Genomic DNA, 17334 nt, shown 5'->3' with positions numbered 1-17334 from the left:
TATAATTCGACTAACCTTATGTTACAGAGGCTATTCGGCGCTAAAAGCGCGGGAGAAGGCAATGGCGGTAACAGTACAGAGGGATTTGACGGGGCTGAAGTCTGGGGCGTTTGACGCCTTGTTGAGCTCCGAGGATATGGGAATAGCTATTCTTGATACCGAACTGCGGTATCTGGAGTTGAATTCCTTGCTCGCACGCTTCAATGGCGTGTCTATCAACGAGCATGTGGGCCACACAGTCTCAGAGGTTTTACCAAAACTCGCCCCTCTGGTTATTCCTATTCTGCAGGAAGTATTGGACTCAGGAGAGCCGGTAAGAAACCTGGAGATTTATGGTGAAACCCCCAGTGTGAAGGGGCAGGATTCCTTCTGGAAGGCATCTTACCTGCCGATTTTTTCATCACCCGGTCACGTGTCCGGAATTCTCGTCATGGCGGTCAATCGCACGCTGGAGTACGAACTCAAGCGCATTCGCGAAGAGTCGCACGAACTGCAGCGGCGTATTCTTGATAGCCTGTTCACCTTTGTTGGCATTTTATCGCCTGACGGTCTGCTAATAGATGCCAACCGGGCCCCACTAGAGGCGGCGGGCATTGATCTGGCCGATGTTGTGGGTAAAAGATTCTGGGACTGCATCTGGTGGAACTACTCGCCGAAAATCCAGATGCAATTGCGCTCAGCGGTCATTCGCGCGGGCGCAGGCGAGACAGTTCGTTACGATGTGCCGGTTCGTACGGTCGGCGATACCCGGATTACGATCGACTTTATGATCACTCCTTTGCTGGGTGCCGATGGCGAAGTCACACACCTGGTAGCGTCGGCCAATGATGTGTCAGAAAGAAAGACCCGAGAAGCTGAGTTATCACTGAGTGAAAAACGCTTTCGTCGCGTATTTGATTCAACCGCCGACGGCCTGGTAATGATCAACGAATACGGCGAAATTATGCTCGCTAATCCCAGTATGGCCAAAATGTTTGGTTACTCGCTGTCTGAGCTTTACTCTTGTTCTATCGAAGATCTGATCCCCGCGCATCTGCGCGATAAGCACCGCAAGGAGCGGTCTCGTTATCAGGAAAGCCCAGTTCCCCGAGCGATGGCTGCAATGCGTGAACTGATGGCCTGCCGTCGTGATGGTTCTGAGTTTCCGGTTGAGGTTGCACTGACGCCGTTGCAGTTCCCGGAAGGGACGCGCGTTCTCGCAACAGTGGTCGATATCTCGATTCAGAAGCAGATTCAGACGAGTCTTATTAAAGCTCTAAAAGAAAAGACGTCGCTCCTGAATGAGGTTCACCACCGTGTGAAAAATAACCTTCAGGTGGTATCCAGTTTACTGAACCTTCAGGCTCGCAGCGTACCGAAGGAGTTAGAGGGCGCATTTCTTGAAAGTCAGGGGCGGGTCAAAGCGATGGCACTGATGCATCAACAACTTTACGAACACAAAACCTACGAAAGTATTAGCGCTGAAAAATACAGTAGTGAGTTAGTTACCCTCATAAGCCGCAGTCATACTAACGGAAGTAATTTAAATATCGAAACGGTACTTGTACCTTGCGACCAGGAATTACTTTTGACGATGGATCAGGCATTGCCTTTCGGCTTGCTTCTGAATGAACTTGTAACAAATTCGATTAAACATGCATTTACTGAACAAAATAATGGAGAGATACGAATTTCGATGTTGCAGAAAGGTGACACGAATATCGTAGTTGTCGAGGATAACGGAAAAGGTATCGATGAAAGTATTGAACTCGGCAAAACTACCTCACTGGGTTTTCAGTTGATTCCTGGGTTAGTGGAGCAGCTGGATGCAGAGATATCCTTGCATAGAGAATATGGAACTCGCTACGAAATACGCTTTAGTAAACGGGAGACTGAGGGATGAGTGGCGAAAAGATACTGATCACGGAAGATGAGAGGATCACTGCGCTCGATCTGAAAATGACATTGGAAAAGCTAGGCTACCTAGTGGTTGGTAGTGTGGCGTCGGGGGAGGAGTCTATCGAGTATGCGAGACGCCTAAAGCCCGATCTGGTTTTGATGGATATTCATTTAAAAACAGCCATGATGGGTACCGAAGCCGCTCAGCTGATTTCGAAAGAACTGGATATACCAGTCATTTTCTTGAGTGCCTATTCGGATCGATCTGTAATTCGGGAAGCTGGGCAGTCAACCCCTTATGGCTATCTGATTAAGCCTTATGACGCTCGTGAGATTGATGCCACGATTCAGGTCGCGCTGGCGAAACATGAGGTTGACGATGAAATAAAAAAGAGTGACATGAAGCTCAAGCTCGCACTTGAGGCTGCCAATATGTCGGCCTGGGAGTGGGAGCCTGACGACAAGCGTTGCCTGGCGGAGCCGACCCCGTCAGAGGCGACAAAGTTTTCCAGTACTATCGACGATATTATTAGCCGGGTTCACCCAGATGACCGAGAAATTCTGATCTCCTCACTTAATAACCAGGGCCAGCTTTCGCGCCAGGTCAGGTTGCAGTTCAAAGACACCGATAACTACCATAGTGTGGATTTGTTTGCTGCAGTTGTTACAGATAAAGAAGATCATAAAAAGGTCGTTGGTATTGCTCGCGACGTCGAGAAAGAGGCCAGAGAAAGAGAAGAGCTTCGCCAGGCCAGAGTAGTATTTGAATCAATCTCCGAAGCTATTCTGATCACTGACTCGCAACGAAGAGTCATATCCGCTAATCCTGCTTTAGAGGTTACTACCGGATTTACCATTGAGGAAGTGACCGGACGTGATCCGGATGAGTTTCTTCACGCTCGTCGTCATAAAGATCATTTTTCTCCAAAACTTCTTGAACAAGGAAATCATTTTTGGAGTGGAGAAGTAGCTTGCAATACGAAGTCGGGCGAGCGCTTCCCAGCATGGGAACACATCGCGGGCGTGTTCGATGATGACGGTATTATCACAAATTATGTGTTCACTGTTTCTGATATCGGTGAACTTCGCCGCGCTGAGAAAAACCTGCAGAGAATGGCTTTTCTGGATTCTCTGACAGGTGTCGGAAATCGGGTTCATCTGGAGCGAACATTAAGCGAATGCTTGCGTGCACAGCGACAATCAGCAGAGCCAGTGGCTATTCTTTATATCGACCTGGATGGATTCAAACTCGTCAACGATACATTGGGTCATGCGGAAGGGGATCGGTTGCTGCAGATTATTGCCGAGCGATTCGTCAGTTCAGTAAGGGAAGATGATACGGTGACTCGCGTTGGTGGCGATGAGTTCGTTATTGTTGCGCCTCACTTCAGCGACCATGAAGGAATACGTGTCATGGCGAATAAGCTTCTCAGAGCAGTGGCAGCGCCCATTACATTGTCGCGTGAAGTCGTTGAGGTGTCAGCCAGTATTGGTATTGCTATTTCTGGCGGGGAACTCATTACCCATGAAGATGTTATCACTGCGGCGGATACAGCACTGATGCATGCCAAAAACGCCGGGAAAAGTTGCTTTAAGTTCTATGACTTCGAGCTAGCTATGGTATCTGTCGAGCGAAATCGCATTGAACGGAACATAAAAGGGGCGTTAACCAGCAACGAAATATGTGTCGAGTTTCAGCCACTTGTCGATGTCGTAAATAATCGTGTTTACGGTGCCGAAGCTCTGTGTCGTTGGTACAGTCATGATCTGGGTATGATCCCGCCTGAGCGGTTTATTCCTATCGCTGAACAGAGCAACGTGATACTGGAGTTAGGAACAAAGGTATTAAGTGAGAGCTTTACCCAGCTGCATCATTGGCGACTGCAAGGACTGGATGACCTCGTTGTGTCGATCAATGTTTCTGCTCGTCAGTTATCGGATAAGAACTTCCCCGCAATTATCAGTTATCTTTTAAAGGAGCATGACGTTCCGGCCGATAGAGTCGAGCTGGAAGTGACTGAGACCGCTATCCAGAACAATAAGAATGCAAAGCAGCAGCTTGACGAGCTACGAGCCTTGGGGATACGACTTGCTATCGATGATTTTGGTACAGGGTACTCCTCTCTGAGCCGACTTAAATCCTTGCCTTTTGACCGAGTTAAAATTGATCGCAGTTTCGTGATGGATCTGCCCAATAGTGAAAACGACATAGAAATCTGCAAAGCTATCTTTGCCCTATGTGGTGTTCTCGGTATGAACGTTACGGCGGAGGGAATTGAGAATGAGAATCAGCTTAATACGCTTCGTCAGATGGGATGTGGATGCGGTCAGGGGTTCTTGTTTGGGCGTTCCATGCCATCACTGAGATTTGTAGAGTGGGTAAAAGGGTTCGACTTAAATAACGGCTGAACTATCGGGTGTCTGGCGCTAGAATAATTAAAACCTCTGAAGATACAGAGGGCGATGACAACCGGAGCCGTTACAATGAAGACACATCAGGCCGGCCTGTTCGAAGAGCCGGGTCGTAGCAGTCAGTACCTCGAATATCAATTCCGTTCGACATCCGATGCCGAGTTGCGCCAGGCCTTGTCTCAGGCGGTGAAGCCTGTCGATGGCGCTCATATTCTGGTCGCCTTCAATCAAGCCAGCTGGCAGCGATTAGGGCCGGGCTGGTCGCCTGATGGCTTGCATGATTTTACTGCTCAATATTCTGCAAAAGGGCATGTTATGCCGGCTTCGCAGCGAGACATGTTTATCTGGGTGGTGGGCGAAGATCGTGGCGATGTGATGAATGCCGTCGTGCAGGTCACAGAAGCATTAAATAGCATTGCTGACCTTGAGCTGGATCTCGATGGCTATAAAACTCGTGATGCCCGCATTATTACTGGCTTTGTCGACGGTACAGGCAACCCCGGAACGGCGGAGAAAAAGCGTGCTGCGGCAATTATTCCTGAAGGCCAACCGGGAGAGGGCGGTTCGTTTGTTCTGGGCCAAAAGTGGACGCACCGGCTGCAGGAATTTCTTAGCCTGAGTGTGACTGCTCAGGAAAACGTCATCGGCCGCACCAAAGAGACGAATATTGAGCTGGAGGGGACGGCGCTTCCTCCTGAATCACACGTGGGGCGCACGGATATCGATGTTGATGATGTGCCGATGAAAATGTACCGCCGGGGAACTCCGTACGGCGGTGGCCAGGATAAGGGGCTTTATTTTCTGGCATTTGCCTGTGATATGGATCGCTTTGTGAACGTGATTGATAGCATGCTGGGTAAAGATGATGGCATCACGGATGCCATGATGGATTTCAGTGACGCACTGACGGGTTCTTACTGGTTTATGCCGTCGCAGGAAGATCTTGCAGCTGCTCTTGCGGGGTAACTCGAAGAGATTGGATTCCCGCCCCACGCCTTCGCGGGGTGGAGATCCATTACGCAATACAAACGGGTCGTCTTTAGCTGCTGACCGGCGTTCCCCACAGGTCGTACTCGTCAGAATGCTCGATATCCACCTCAATAAAGTCACCTGGCTGACAATCGAAGAATTCGTTCAGGTAAACCATCCCATCGATGTTTGGTGCATCGGCAATTGAGCGGCCAATCGCGCCTTCTTCGTCGACTTCATCAATAAGCACTGTCATGCGGGTGCCAACGCGACGCGCAAGCTTGCGTGTGCTGATTTCCTGAGCCTTTTCCATAAAGCGATCGTGGCGCTCCTGCTGGATGTCCTCTGGCACATGATCTGGCAGGTCATTGGCTTTAGCGCCTTCAACCGGGCTGTATTTGAAGCAGCCAACGCGATCGAGTTCAGCCTCTTCGAGCCAGTCGAGTAGCATCTGGAAGTCTTCTTCTGTTTCACCGGGGAAGCCAACAACGAAAGTCGAGCGCAATACCAGCTCAGGGCAGATTTCACGCCATTTCTTGATGCGCGCCAGAGTGTTCTCTGCGTGGGCAGGGCGCTTCATCAGTTTCAGAATCCGTGGGCTGGCATGTTGGAAGGGGATATCCAGGTACGGAAGTATCTTGCCCTCAGCCATAAGAGGAATCACGTCATCAACATGCGGGTATGGATAGACGTAATGCAGGCGAACCCAAACGCCCATCTTGCCGAGCTCTTCACAGAGATCGAGCATCTTGGTTTTAACGGGTTTGCCATCCCAGAAGCCGGTGCGGTATTTCAGGTCGACACCGTAGGCTGAGGTGTCCTGAGAGATCACGAGAAGTTCTTTGGTACCAGCGTCGACCAGTCGTTTAGCCTCTTCCAGTACGTCTCCGATCGGACGGCTGACATGCTTGCCGCGCATATCTGGAATAATGCAGAAAGTGCAGCTGTGGTTACAGCCTTCTGAAATTTTCAGGTAGGAGTAGTGACGTGGCGTCAGTTTCACGCCCTGAGGCGGAACCAGGTCCGTAAAGGGGTTATGCTCAGTCTGCTTGGGTGACCATTCATGTACGGCGGTCATCACTTCTTCATAGGCCTGAGGGCCCGTTACCGCGAGCACTCCTGGGTTCTTTTCTTTGATCAGCTCGGCGTCGGCGCCTTTGCCCATACAGCCTGTCACGATGACCCGGCCATTCTCGTTCATGGCTTCGTTGATGGCGTCCAGTGATTCCTGTTTTGCAGCATCAATAAAACCACAGGTATTCACTACCACGACATCAGCATTGTCGTACTGATTAACGACGTCGTAGCCATCGAGTTTGAGTTGGGTCAGGATGCGCTCAGAGTCCACCAGCGCTTTCGGGCAGCCAAGACTGACAAATCCTACTTTGCCGCTGCTTGGAATTGCATCGCCTTCACCGACACTTGGGGTTGAGGGTTGGTCTGTCATGGTGGGTACCTTCGCCGCCGGGGTAATTATTTCAAGGCGGCGATTGTACCTGATATGTGCGGGGCTTTTTAGTGGGATGCTTTCGACGCTTGTATCGTGTGCTCGATGTGAGATAGCTCAGTACAGTTTCGTCCGTTTTCCTTAGCGCGATAGAGAGCATCGTCGGCTCGTTTGAGAAGTGCATTGAAGTTTTCATCGTGCTCGGTCAATTCTGCGGCTCCGATACTCACCGTGACAGGGATCTCCGAAGGCATGAGTTTTGATATCTGGTGGCGCATGACTTCGGCTTTATAGTGAGCCTGATTCAGGCTGCAGGGTTCCATCAGTACGATAAACTCTTCGCCACCGAAGCGTGCGACAGTGTCTTCGGTGCGGCACTGACGTTCGAGCAGAGTTGCTACCTGCTCAAGGATCTGGTCACCGACAATGTGCCCATGAGTGTCATTAATTTTTTTGAAATGGTCGAGATCAATAATCAGTGTTGTCAGGGGTGTGTTATGGCGGCGAGCCCGTGCGATTCGCTGGTCGACCATCTCTAACATGTAGTGGCGGTTATACAGACCCGTGAGCTGGTCATGCATGGCCAGTTGAAGAAGGCGATCCTGTTGACGTTTCAGAGTGATGTGCGTGTCAACGCGCGCGGACAGAATCACCGGGCGTATCGGTTTGGTAATGTAATCAACGGCACCGATGCGCAGGCCCAGCTCTTCATCTTCGATATTGTCGCGGCCGGTGACAAAGATGATAGGGATGTCTCGTGTCTCGCTCATGTCTTTGAGTTCGCGGCAGGTTTCGTAACCCGAGATCCCAGGCATTTCGATATCTAGCAGAATCAGGTCAGGTTTGTGCTTCAGCGCCATGTCCAGGCACTGCTGTCCGCTTGTCGCTGTTTTTACTCGGTAGCGTTCCTGAAGTACAGCGGCCATAACGCGTATATTCGACGGGGAATCATCGACGAGTAAAACGGTGGATAGCGGAATGTCATTAGGCATTTTTATTGCTCTCGGTTATCTGCTGAAGCAGTGATTTAATCCTAGACTGAGCTTTTGCGTTTTCAAATGCGGTGATTTCGTGTGCAAGCTGCCCCAGTTCTGCTTCGTAATACGCATTCCCAAGGGGTTTAAGCATGAATTCCAGACTCTTCTGACTAATGTAGTCGTTTTGTTCCAAAGCGTGATTTATTGCAACCAGTTGTTCTCTAAGGCCAATAAGTGGCGTCGGCGTTTTGGCATTGTTAGTGTTTTCCAGCAGTTCTGTCAGCCGCCCTGTTTCTTCATGCAACTCGTCAAGCAACTGACCGGCAGTGCTGGTGTTGCCAGTGCGGATATCCTGATCCAGCTTGGAGGCGACTTTCTGTAGGGCAACGAGCCCGAGATTGCCTGCGACGCCTTTGAGGTTGTGTGCTACCTCTCTGAGTGCGTCATAGCGGCCGCCATCGAGGAGCTGTGTCATTTCAGACAAGCGCACAGGTTGTTCACTGCGGAACATATCGATTAATTGGTTGAGCAGTTTCTCGTTGCCGACAACGCGTTTAAGCGCCTGCTGGCGATCCCAGATGGTCTCTCCGGCTTGAGGCTGACTTCTAATGACGACAGCGTTGCTTACTGACGATTCCTGATTTATGTCATCTGTCAGTAACCAGCGTTCGAGCATTGACGTCAGTAAACCAGGGTCAACAGGTTTGGCCAGGTAGTCGTTCATGCCGGATGCAAGGCATCTCTCTTTGTCGCCAGTCATGGCGTGCGCTGTCATGGCAATGACCGGAGTGCTCTGGTGCTGGTCGCCAGCTCGCCCGTGGCGCAGTGCCCGAGTCGCTTGATAGCCATCCATGACGGGCATCTGGCAGTCCATAAGAATCAGGTCAAAAGGAGACTCTTCGGAGCTAATTTTCTGAATAGCTTCATCGCCATTTTCTGTTACCACGACTTTGATACCGAGCGCGGTGAGCATTTCTTCTGCAACCAGTTGATTTACCCGGTTGTCTTCAACCAATAGTACCCGTTTGTTACGGAAGGAAGGCTTATCGCGTTTCGGGCCTGAACCTTCAGTCTGGCCGAATTCCTTACGGGTATGGAAGTACTCGACCAGGTTAAGTACGTTCAGTGGCTTTAACACGTGCCCGTGAAGTCTGCCGGATTCGAGCACTCGCTCAGATTGACGGAAGCTGACTGGCACCATCAACACTCTGAGCGCCGTATCCATCGCCGGTAGTTGAGCGAGTGCTTCTGAGCTGTCTCTCCAGTCTTCCCCCGGAATATTGCTGCTCAGGATCAGAAGGTCGACGCTGTCGGGGTCGCCTATCAGTATTTCGGAGGCATCTGCGGTAGAACCTACGGCATCCACTCTGGCACCCAAAGCTTCGAGGTTCTGGCGGGTAATCTCGCGGGATTTAGGGTTATTAATAATTGCCAGTACACGAGTGCCGTTAAGGCCGGGAAGGGGGGTCGCTTCGGGGGCAATATCGAGTTGTACGGTGGCGGTAAACTCACTGCCTTTATTTGGAGTGCTTTGAACGGAAACTGAACCGTTCATGCGTTCACAAAGGTTTTTTACGATAGCGAGCCCGAGCCCACTGCCGCCAAACTCTCTCGTGGTGGAGGAGTCGACCTGTTTAAATGCATTAAAGAGATTGACCCGCTTGGTTTCGTCAATGCCTATGCCGGTGTCTTTTACTCTCATCAACAGTTGCCATTTATCATCAACCAGGAGTTGTTCTATAGAAACCGTGACTTCTCCTTCATTGGTGAATTTAATGGCGTTACTGAGAAGATTGATCAGTATCTGACGGACCCGCCCAGGGTCGCCGATCACGGTATTGGTGTGCAGTTTTGAAGTATCGACCAATAGCTCCACGGCTTTTGTTTCGGCCTGGCTGGCCAGCGATTCTGTAGCGGCTGTCAGTACACCGTTAAGCTCAAATTCAATGGATTCAAGTTCAAGCTTATTCGCTTCGATTTTTGAAAAGTCGAGGATGTCGTTAATCAGTGTAAGCAGAGACTGCGCACTGTTTTGCGCAATGCGTATCCGGTTAAGCTGATCGTCTGTGAGTGGAGTATCTTTCAGGAGGTTGAGCATACCAAGAACGCCATTCATTGGCGTACGGATCTCATGACTCATGGTCGCGAGGAAGTCGCTTTTGGTGCGTGCTGCGCTTTCTGCCTCTCGCTTTGCGGCTAATAATGCAAGCTCATTCTCTTTCTGTTGGGTCACATCGCTGGTCATTCCGACAATCCGGGACCCCTGCGTATGATCGTCGTCAAGAATGACTGCAGCCGTTCGAACGTGACGCTCTTTTCCATCCGCGCGCACGATTCTGAATTCGTAGTCGAAAGGTTTGCTGTGCCGAATAGCGTCTTTGAGGCGCGTGACAACCCAGTCGTGGTCTTCTGGATGAATATAGGATTCCCATTCTCTGATGTTCGGCGGGGCAACATCAGGGTCGATAGCGTACAGCTCCCGCATCCCGGCATCCCAGGTCATTTCTCCGGTAGCCAGGTTATGCTCCCAGATGCAAATGCCAGCTGACTCCGTCGCCAGTTGAATGCGTTGATGACTGATATTGATTTCGGTCTGTGCGAGCTTGTTCTCTGTGATGTCGAGGTGGGTACCAATCATGCGCAGTGGTTTTCCGTCCTCGTCCCATTCAACGACTCGACCCGTGTCGTGGACCCAGATCCAGCGACCATCTTTGTGTTTCATTCTGGCTTCGCATTCATAGCGATCCAGTGTGCCTTCCCAGTGCTGTTGAAGAAGCTCGCCTGAGCGTTCCAGATCGTCCGGGTGGCAAGCATCCAGCCAGGTGTCGATAGATACTGGTGCCAACTCGTCGAGCGTGTAGCCAATAATATTGGCCCAGCGCTCACTGAACGACGTTTCTCCAGTCTTGATGTTCCAGTCCCAGAAGCCGACCGCGGTTGACTCAATCATCAGCTGATTGCGCTGGGCTTCCTCACGCTTCTCTGCTTCCTGTTCACGTTCTTCAGTGATGTCCTGAAATGATCCGAGTAGGCGAGTGCAGGTACCATCGACCATCACGGGTGTACCCAGAGCGCGGGCCCATATCCGTCGGCCTTTGGCGGTTTTCAGTGGTAGCTCAAGATCCCAGTTCTGGCCTTTCTCTATGGCGTCTGCAATAGCGATACGCAGACTCTCTTTGGCTTCATCGCCGTCGTAAAAATCGATGCCGTTCTTCACGGTCGGGATAAAGTCGTCATCGACTTCATGAATCAAGCGGGTGACTGGCGTCCAGTAGAGACTTTCTGTTTTGAGGTCGAGCTCCCAGCCGCCAATACGCGCTTGTTTACTGACGGCATCCAGCAACAGGCGCTCACGTTCAAGCGCATTGTCGGTTTCTTCCCGTGCGAGTTCGTCCCCGATCCACTTCGCGAACAGTTGTATGAGCTCAATCTCGCCGGTGCTGAATGCCCGTGAGCGCGCTTCTGGCCCTGAAAAATTGATTGTGCCGTAAAGCTTGTCCTTCAGAAACAGTGGGGCAGCAAGGTACGACTCAAGGCCGAAATTGGCGTAAGCAGGATGATGCTGGGTGTCGCTGTCTCCAACATGGTGATGCGCGACGGCGTGGCAACCGCCTATGGTTTCAGAGCAGTAGGTGTTGCCCAGTTCAAAGCTGTCACCTGGCTTAAGAGCATTATCAGGGTTCAGGGTGAAACGAACCGTGTAGTGCTCGTCACTGATGTGACTGATGATGCCTATGGGCAGGTTGAATATCTCGCAGCCCAGACCAAGAATTCGCTCTGCCTTAGTGTTGATGGTTGCCTGGCGATCAGAGGTAATCTCGTGCAAGCGGCGCATGGCGTCCAGGGTGCGGTGCTGGTCTGTGACATCGGTGCGCAATGCGACGTAGCCCGTTATGTCGCCTTGGTCATCTCGCTGGGTCGAAATGGTGGTTTCTACCCAGTAAAGCTCGCCGGTCTTAGTACGATTGCAGATCTCGCCACGCCAGATGTCTCTATCAGCCAGTGTTTCGAACATTTCTTCGAAGAACTGGCTACTGTGATGGCCTGAGTTGACGATGTGGTGTGTACGGCCAATTAACTCCTCGCGCTCGTAGCCGCTGATGTCGCAGAACAGATCATTCACGTATTGAATGCGGCCTTGTTTGTCAGTAACGGCTACGATCGCGTGCTGATCCAGAGCGTATTTTTGTAAAAGCCAGTGATCACCTGAAGGGGCTTCGGGGATATTGGGGGTGGGCTGAGGCATGCCTGCTCCGTGGTAGAAAGTACAATCCGCTTTAAAGTATAGTCACTCCACAGGTTAGCGCAGGGCGAATCCGGGCCTTTTCGCCATCATTTCTGATAACAAGGAGTCTTAATATGCGTGGTTTTTTATTACTGGTCGGTATGGTCGTGTTTTCGGCTGCTCTGCCGGTACACGCGGGGAAAGTTTATGTCTGTAAATCAGCAGCGGGCGAGACCCTGTTTTCACAGACGCCATGCCCGTCAGAATACTCGGTGAAGGAAGAACGTCAGGTTGATACCAGTAAGCCGTCACGAGGCGCCTCGGAAGCCGAGTTGCAAGGTATGGCTGATGAGTTATCACGGAACAATGACCGGATTCGCGTGCAGCGTGATCTGAAAAATGCGAAGAAGAAGCTCACCGATCTTCAGAATGAACGCGAGCGCATGATCAAAGAAAAATCTGAGTTGGCCAAGTCTCTTGCAGGCCCGAATGCCCGTAACCGGGCCCAGGCGATCGTTGATGAGATGAAAACCGGCGCAGACCGTTATAACGAGCAGATACGCCAGCAACGAGAGAATATCTCCGGACTCGAAAAACGCTTGTCGGAAATCAATCAGGCGTCCGACTCTGCCAAACAGGAGCGCGACCGCTCTCGAATGGCGATCTGACTCAATGCCTGAACGTCCTCTGGTCTGGCTACTGTCAGCCTATCGTTCCGAAAGCCACGCCAGCTGGGTTAACTGGCTATCGAATCAGCAGGACTTGCCGGTGCGCTTTCGTATCTTCGAACTTCCTGGCCGCTACTTCCGCTGGCGTATCCGGGGTAACCCGTTGTCGTGGATGGCAGAATTCCGGGACGCGCTCCGGCAAGAATGCCCTCATCATATTCTCGCAACATCCATGGTGGATATTGCCACCATCAAAGGGCTGCACCCAGAACTCGCAGGTACTCCTGTGACTTTGTATTTTCACGAGAATCAGTTTGCTTACCCAGTGGGTGACCGTCAGCACTCGTCGATTGACCCACAGATGGTTCAGTTGTACGGGGCCTTGGCCTCTGAGCGTTGTTTGTTTAATTCGCGCTTTAATCTCGAGTCTATGTTGCAAGGAGTCGCAGAGCTTCTGCGTAAGTTACCGGACGCCGTCCCCGACAATGTTGTTGATCAGTTACGAGCGAAGAGCTCGGTTTTACCTGTCCCTGTCGATACAGTAAATATCGATACAGTAACTATCGATACGACTCCAGAGAAAATAGACTCGACGCCTGTGATTCTCTGGAATCACCGCTGGGAATATGACAAACGGCCCGATCGTTTCGAGGCGTTGCTTGATGCGGTCGGGTCACGAGATATCGATTTTCAGCTGGCATTGTTGGGCCCAAGGCCCAGTAAAGTGCCAGTGGAACTGTCGCGCATACGTACACGCTATGCGGATTGCATCATTGCCGACGGTATGGTTCCGCGCGTTGAATATGAAGCTTTGCTGAAGCGTGCTCAAGTAGTTGTCAGCACCGCAGATCATGAGTTTCAGGGGCTGTCGATGATTGAAGCTGTGAGTGCTGGCGCAATTCCTGTCGTGCCTGACGCTTTGTGTTACCGCGAACAGTACCCAGACTGCTGTCGATATACGCCGGGCGATGTTGACGATGCAGCAGACCGGATGACAGATGCCTTACTGAACGGACAGAAAGTCGATATATCACGATGGACGACGGCATCTACACGCGAACTGTGGCGGAATTTAATGACTTACTTCAGCCTGCCTGCTGGCGTTACTGAAGTCACCAACGGATCAAATTCATGGGATTTTTACACTGGCTGAGACCGGATTTTCTTTTTAGTCAACTGAATGCAATTGACGAAGAGCGTAAACCGGCTGGTTTATCGCTTGCCGAAGAAGCGAAAGAACGCATCCGTGTCTGGCAGATTATCGGTATCGCCTGTGTGTGTCTGCTTTTGGTGCATTACGGAAAGTACAGCAGTAACCTGACCGCACTGGTGAAGTGGTGTTCAGACGTAATGTCTGACCCCTCGATATATCGTGACTATCATCGTTACGAATATCGGGAGCTACTGGGATATATCTGGTGGGGCAGCATTAACCTGCTTGGATTTCTGATCATTCCGATGCTTGCTATTCGGTTCTGGTTTAAAGATTCATTGCGTGAATACGGGTGGCAGTGGGGAAGTGTGCACCATCACTGGCGTGGTTACGTCCTGTTAGCCTCGCCCATTATGATCTTTGCCATTATCGCCAGTTTTGGTGATGACTTTTCGAAACATTATCCCTTCTATAACCGCGCACATCGAAGCTGGTTCGATCTGTTAAGTTGGGAAGTGATCTACGTTTTGCAATTTATTGCTGTCGAGTTCTTTTTCAGGGGGTATCTGGTCAATGGACTCAAGCGCCAGTTCGGTAGTCTGTCGATTGCGGTGATGTGTTTGCCGTACTTGATGCTGCACTTTCCGAAGCTTTGGCCGGAGTCTTTTGGCGCGATTCTTTTCGGCTTTTTTCTCGGGGTTCTAGCTTTGATGTCGCGATCCATCTGGGGCGGTGTGATGGTGCATGTGTCGATTGCCTTAATGATGGATATCGCTGCCTTGATACAGACAAAAGGGCTTCCGCATCACTGGTAGTCTATTCAGGCTCGTAAATGTAAGGGGATGTGCGTTCGGACGCGACCTTGTCATCTAACTCTGGTGCTCGTTCTGCGCGCAGTGCTACCCAGGCTGCAACGTCTTCGCGCCATTCTTCCGCTGGGCGTAGTTCGGGCGCAGCCAGAAGTTTCGCTTCGGTACCGCGTGATGCGAATACAACAATGTCCTGAACTTTGTATGCTCTCATAGCCATGATAATTACCTCCGGGTGGGGTTATAGCAAAGCTGGGATGAGACAGCCAGATCAATCCCGCCTGAACGGCAGTCTTTCTGAGGCGGCAGTGGCATATTCTTCAATGTACGCCGCTTCTTCACGTGTAAATCTGCCAATAGCGTCGTGAAATTCCGGATGTGCGAGCCAATGGTAGCTTCGTGTGAACTCGGGGGCGAAGCCACGGCTGATCTTGTGTTCTCCCTGAGTGCCCGGGTTAAACATACCCAGGTTCTTCTCGATGCAGAACTCAATCCCCTGGTAATAGCAGGCCTCGAAATGCAAGGCATCGTAGTCGCGTAGACAACCCCAGTAGCGGCCATAAAGTGCGTTATCGTCGAAGAAACAAAGGGCGGCAGCGCATGGGCCTTCTTCGTCTTCTGCGAGTACCAACATCATCGAATCTGCCATGGTCTCACGGAGTTGGTGAAAGAAACTGGGCGTAAGGTAAGGATGAGAGCGTCTGCGGTAGTAGGTGTCGCAGTAGCAGTGATAGAAGATATCAATCATCTCAGGGGTAATTCTTTCTCCCTGAAGGCGCGAAACTTTGATTCCTTGTTCAGATATACGGCGACGCTCTTTAAGCAGGTTCTTACGTTTACGGCTTGCGAATGTTGCCAGAAACTCGTCGAAGGATCTGAAGTCGTTGTTTCTCCATATAAACTGACACCCTTTACGTTCTGATGCGTCTGTATTCGGAGCCAGTTCTTCCGCGGGAAAGTTCATGTGCCAGCCACTCAGCCCCTTGCTTGTGCAAAACTCCGATAACCCCTGAGCCAGACTTTCGCGATCTACTGAATTAGTACTCAACCATCGTGGCCCTGGAACGGGCGTGAAAGGAACGCCAATAAGTAGCTTAGGGTAATACTGCATGCCATAACTGGCGTAGGCCTCTGCCCATTGCCAGTCGAATACGTACTCGCCGTAACTGTGGTCTTTAATATAGGCAGGGAGAGCAAGACAGGGAGCCCCTGTGTCATCAAGGCTGATCAGGTGGCACGGTGTCCAGCCGGTGTCTGCTGACACTGAGCCGCTGGACTCCAGAGCATGTAAGAAGTCGTAGCGCAGGAATGGCCCGGCATTGGCTGGCAAAACTGCATCCCACTGGTCTTTCGGAATGGCGTTTATGGCCGGAAGAGCAATGAATTCGTGCATTTATAGCGAACCTCCAGGGCACCTCTGATTAATGCAATTATGAAAGCCCCGAAGGGCGTGATCTGTAGGCATTTCATCTCTTTGTAGTTGATCTCGCCAAGGACTCGTCATTACCTTCGATCAACGCCGCGATTTGAAGCACTATAGCACTCACGCGCTGCGTGACTGCATTATTTAGAGGTGCCCTAGTGACCTTGCGCGCATGGCGATTTATCATGAAAACAATAAACAGGAGAGATTATGTTCCGCTTAGATGAACGCCTGCAAGCCGATACACTGTATTTGGGCCGCTTGCCTTTGTGCAAAGTACTGATGATGAAGGATCGCCGCTACCCTTGGTTGATTCTGGTGCCTTCCCGCTCTAACGTTTTCGAGTATTACCACCTGAAGAAAGACGATCGCCTTCAGTTGATGGAAGAATCTGCATTTGTTGCAGAGAAGATGGCAGATCACTTCGGGTCTGACTCTATGAACATTGCCGCTCTGGGGAACGTTGTTGCTCAGTTGCATGTTCATCATATTGCGCGATTCAAAACTGATCCTGCCTGGCCCGGGCCAGTCTGGGGGCACAGTCCTGCAGAAGCCTATTCTGACGAAGAGCTGGAAGCGCGCTCAGAAGAAATGATTAATTTATTGAACAGTCACTTCATTAAAGAGTCTGAAGCAGACGACGATATTCAGGACACTGTGTACTGGTAAGAGGTGAATGTGGAAGTTTTTCGACGTTACATGAACAACCCGTTACGTAATTTCAATTACCTGATTGGTTGTGAAGAAACTCGACAAGCCATTGCTCTGGACCCTTTGGATGGTGATGCGATGGTGGCCCTGGCAGAAGAGCAGGGTTACACCATCAAATATATTATTAATACGCACGAGCATCATGATCATGTCGAGGGTAATCCTGCGGTTGTGGCGGCCACGGGCGCGGAAGTTATTGCGCACAAAAACGCGATCGCCAAAATACCCAATGTTGATCGGGGAGTGATTGCCGGTGACCTGATTGAATTGGGTTCGCTCAGGCTTCACGTTCTTTTTACTCCTGGTCATACGCCGGTACATTTATGCTTGCTTGTAAAACCCGAAAACAATGGCGGAACACCAGTCCTTTTTTCAGGTGATACGTTATTCAATGCCTGCGCAGGAAACTGTCGAAATGGTGGTGACGTTGACGAAATGTACGATTCATTTGTGTCACAGCTTATGCCGCTGCCTGACGATACTCTGTTGTATCCCGGGCACGACTACATGAAGAATAATCTGGCCTTTGCATTAACGCGTGAACCAGAGAATAACGATGCCAGTGATTGGCAGGCGTCGGTTGCAGAGACGGAACCTAACGATATGCCTGTTATGACCATGGGGCAGGAGCGTTTATATAATCCGTTTTTGAGATTACATCA

At 50.9% G+C, this 17334-nt stretch carries 13 protein-coding genes; 8 read left to right on the top strand and 5 right to left on the bottom strand.

Features of this window, described 5'->3' with window-relative positions; translation table 11 throughout:
- Positions 1–61: 61 nt before the first annotated feature.
- The 3 genes from B2R29_RS09650 to B2R29_RS09640 all read left to right on the top strand — a co-directional run bounded on the left by B2R29_RS09650 (position 62) and on the right by B2R29_RS09640 (position 5256).
- On the top strand, positions 62–1882 hold the full coding sequence (locus B2R29_RS09650; protein ID WP_301180863.1) for a PAS domain S-box protein: 1821 nt from the start codon (positions 62–64) through the stop codon (positions 1880–1882).
- Entirely contained in the window at positions 1879–4287 is a 2409-nt protein-coding gene (locus B2R29_RS09645) for a two-component system response regulator (protein ID WP_301180862.1), read from the top strand. Before B2R29_RS09650 ends, B2R29_RS09645 begins: the two co-directional genes overlap by 4 nt.
- A gap of 75 nt (positions 4288–4362) precedes the next feature.
- Complete coding sequence (locus B2R29_RS09640) at positions 4363–5256, top strand: Dyp-type peroxidase (RefSeq protein WP_301180861.1); 894 nt, start codon at positions 4363–4365, stop codon at positions 5254–5256.
- 73 nt (positions 5257–5329) lie between these two features.
- Here B2R29_RS09640 and rimO read toward each other — a convergent pair whose 3' ends face one another.
- From rimO to B2R29_RS09625, 3 genes are all read right to left on the bottom strand, one after another.
- Positions 5330–6706 (bottom strand): 30S ribosomal protein S12 methylthiotransferase RimO, encoded by a 1377-nt coding sequence (gene rimO, locus B2R29_RS09635; RefSeq protein ID WP_287026573.1) that lies wholly within the window; start codon positions 6704–6706, stop codon positions 5330–5332.
- 68 nt (positions 6707–6774) lie between these two features.
- Positions 6775–7698, bottom strand: a complete 924-nt coding sequence (locus B2R29_RS09630) for a diguanylate cyclase (RefSeq protein WP_287026571.1) — start codon at positions 7696–7698, stop codon at positions 6775–6777.
- Positions 7691–11929: a PAS domain-containing protein gene (locus B2R29_RS09625; RefSeq protein WP_301180860.1), complete on the bottom strand. Its 4239-nt coding sequence runs from the start codon at positions 11927–11929 to the stop codon at positions 7691–7693. The genes B2R29_RS09630 and B2R29_RS09625 overlap by 8 nt, the downstream gene beginning before the upstream one ends.
- A gap of 113 nt (positions 11930–12042) precedes the next feature.
- Between B2R29_RS09625 and B2R29_RS09620 the strand changes: the two genes are divergently transcribed.
- Genes B2R29_RS09620 through B2R29_RS09610 form a run of 3 tightly spaced genes read left to right on the top strand, consistent with a single transcriptional unit; the run spans position 12043 to position 14544 of the window.
- A complete protein-coding gene (locus B2R29_RS09620) occupies positions 12043–12576 on the top strand; it encodes a DUF4124 domain-containing protein (protein WP_287026568.1) in 534 nt (177 codons plus the stop codon).
- A gap of 4 nt (positions 12577–12580) precedes the next feature.
- On the top strand, positions 12581–13729 hold the full coding sequence (locus B2R29_RS09615) for a tRNA-queuosine alpha-mannosyltransferase domain-containing protein (protein ID WP_301180859.1): 1149 nt from the start codon (positions 12581–12583) through the stop codon (positions 13727–13729).
- A complete protein-coding gene (locus B2R29_RS09610; protein ID WP_301180858.1) occupies positions 13708–14544 on the top strand; it encodes a CPBP family intramembrane glutamic endopeptidase in 837 nt (278 codons plus the stop codon). Before B2R29_RS09615 ends, B2R29_RS09610 begins: the two co-directional genes overlap by 22 nt.
- Position 14545: 1 nt before the next feature.
- Here the strand turns inward: B2R29_RS09610 and B2R29_RS09605 are convergent, their stop codons facing one another.
- Positions 14546–14758 (bottom strand): hypothetical protein, encoded by a 213-nt coding sequence (locus B2R29_RS09605; RefSeq protein ID WP_301180857.1) that lies wholly within the window; start codon positions 14756–14758, stop codon positions 14546–14548.
- Positions 14759–14809: 51 nt separating this feature from the next.
- The gene (locus B2R29_RS09600; RefSeq protein ID WP_301180856.1) at positions 14810–15931 is read right to left on the bottom strand and encodes a GNAT family N-acetyltransferase; all 1122 of its coding nucleotides are present in this window, start codon (positions 15929–15931) and stop codon (positions 14810–14812) included.
- A gap of 240 nt (positions 15932–16171) precedes the next feature.
- Between B2R29_RS09600 and B2R29_RS09595 the strand changes: the two genes are divergently transcribed.
- Both B2R29_RS09595 and B2R29_RS09590 read left to right on the top strand, forming a co-directional pair.
- On the top strand, positions 16172–16630 hold the full coding sequence (locus tag B2R29_RS09595) for an HIT domain-containing protein (RefSeq protein ID WP_301180855.1): 459 nt from the start codon (positions 16172–16174) through the stop codon (positions 16628–16630).
- 9 nt (positions 16631–16639) lie between these two features.
- On the top strand, positions 16640–17334 hold a 695-nt coding region (locus B2R29_RS09590), incomplete at its 3' end, for a hydroxyacylglutathione hydrolase (protein WP_301180854.1).

The sequence above is a fragment of the Thalassolituus sp. UBA3500 genome (assembly GCF_002377545.1).
Classification (GTDB): Bacteria; Pseudomonadota; Gammaproteobacteria; order Pseudomonadales; family Oceanobacteraceae; genus Thalassolituus.
The sequence above is the reverse complement of the archived record's forward strand: the minus strand, read 5'-3'. Positions and strand labels throughout refer to the sequence as shown.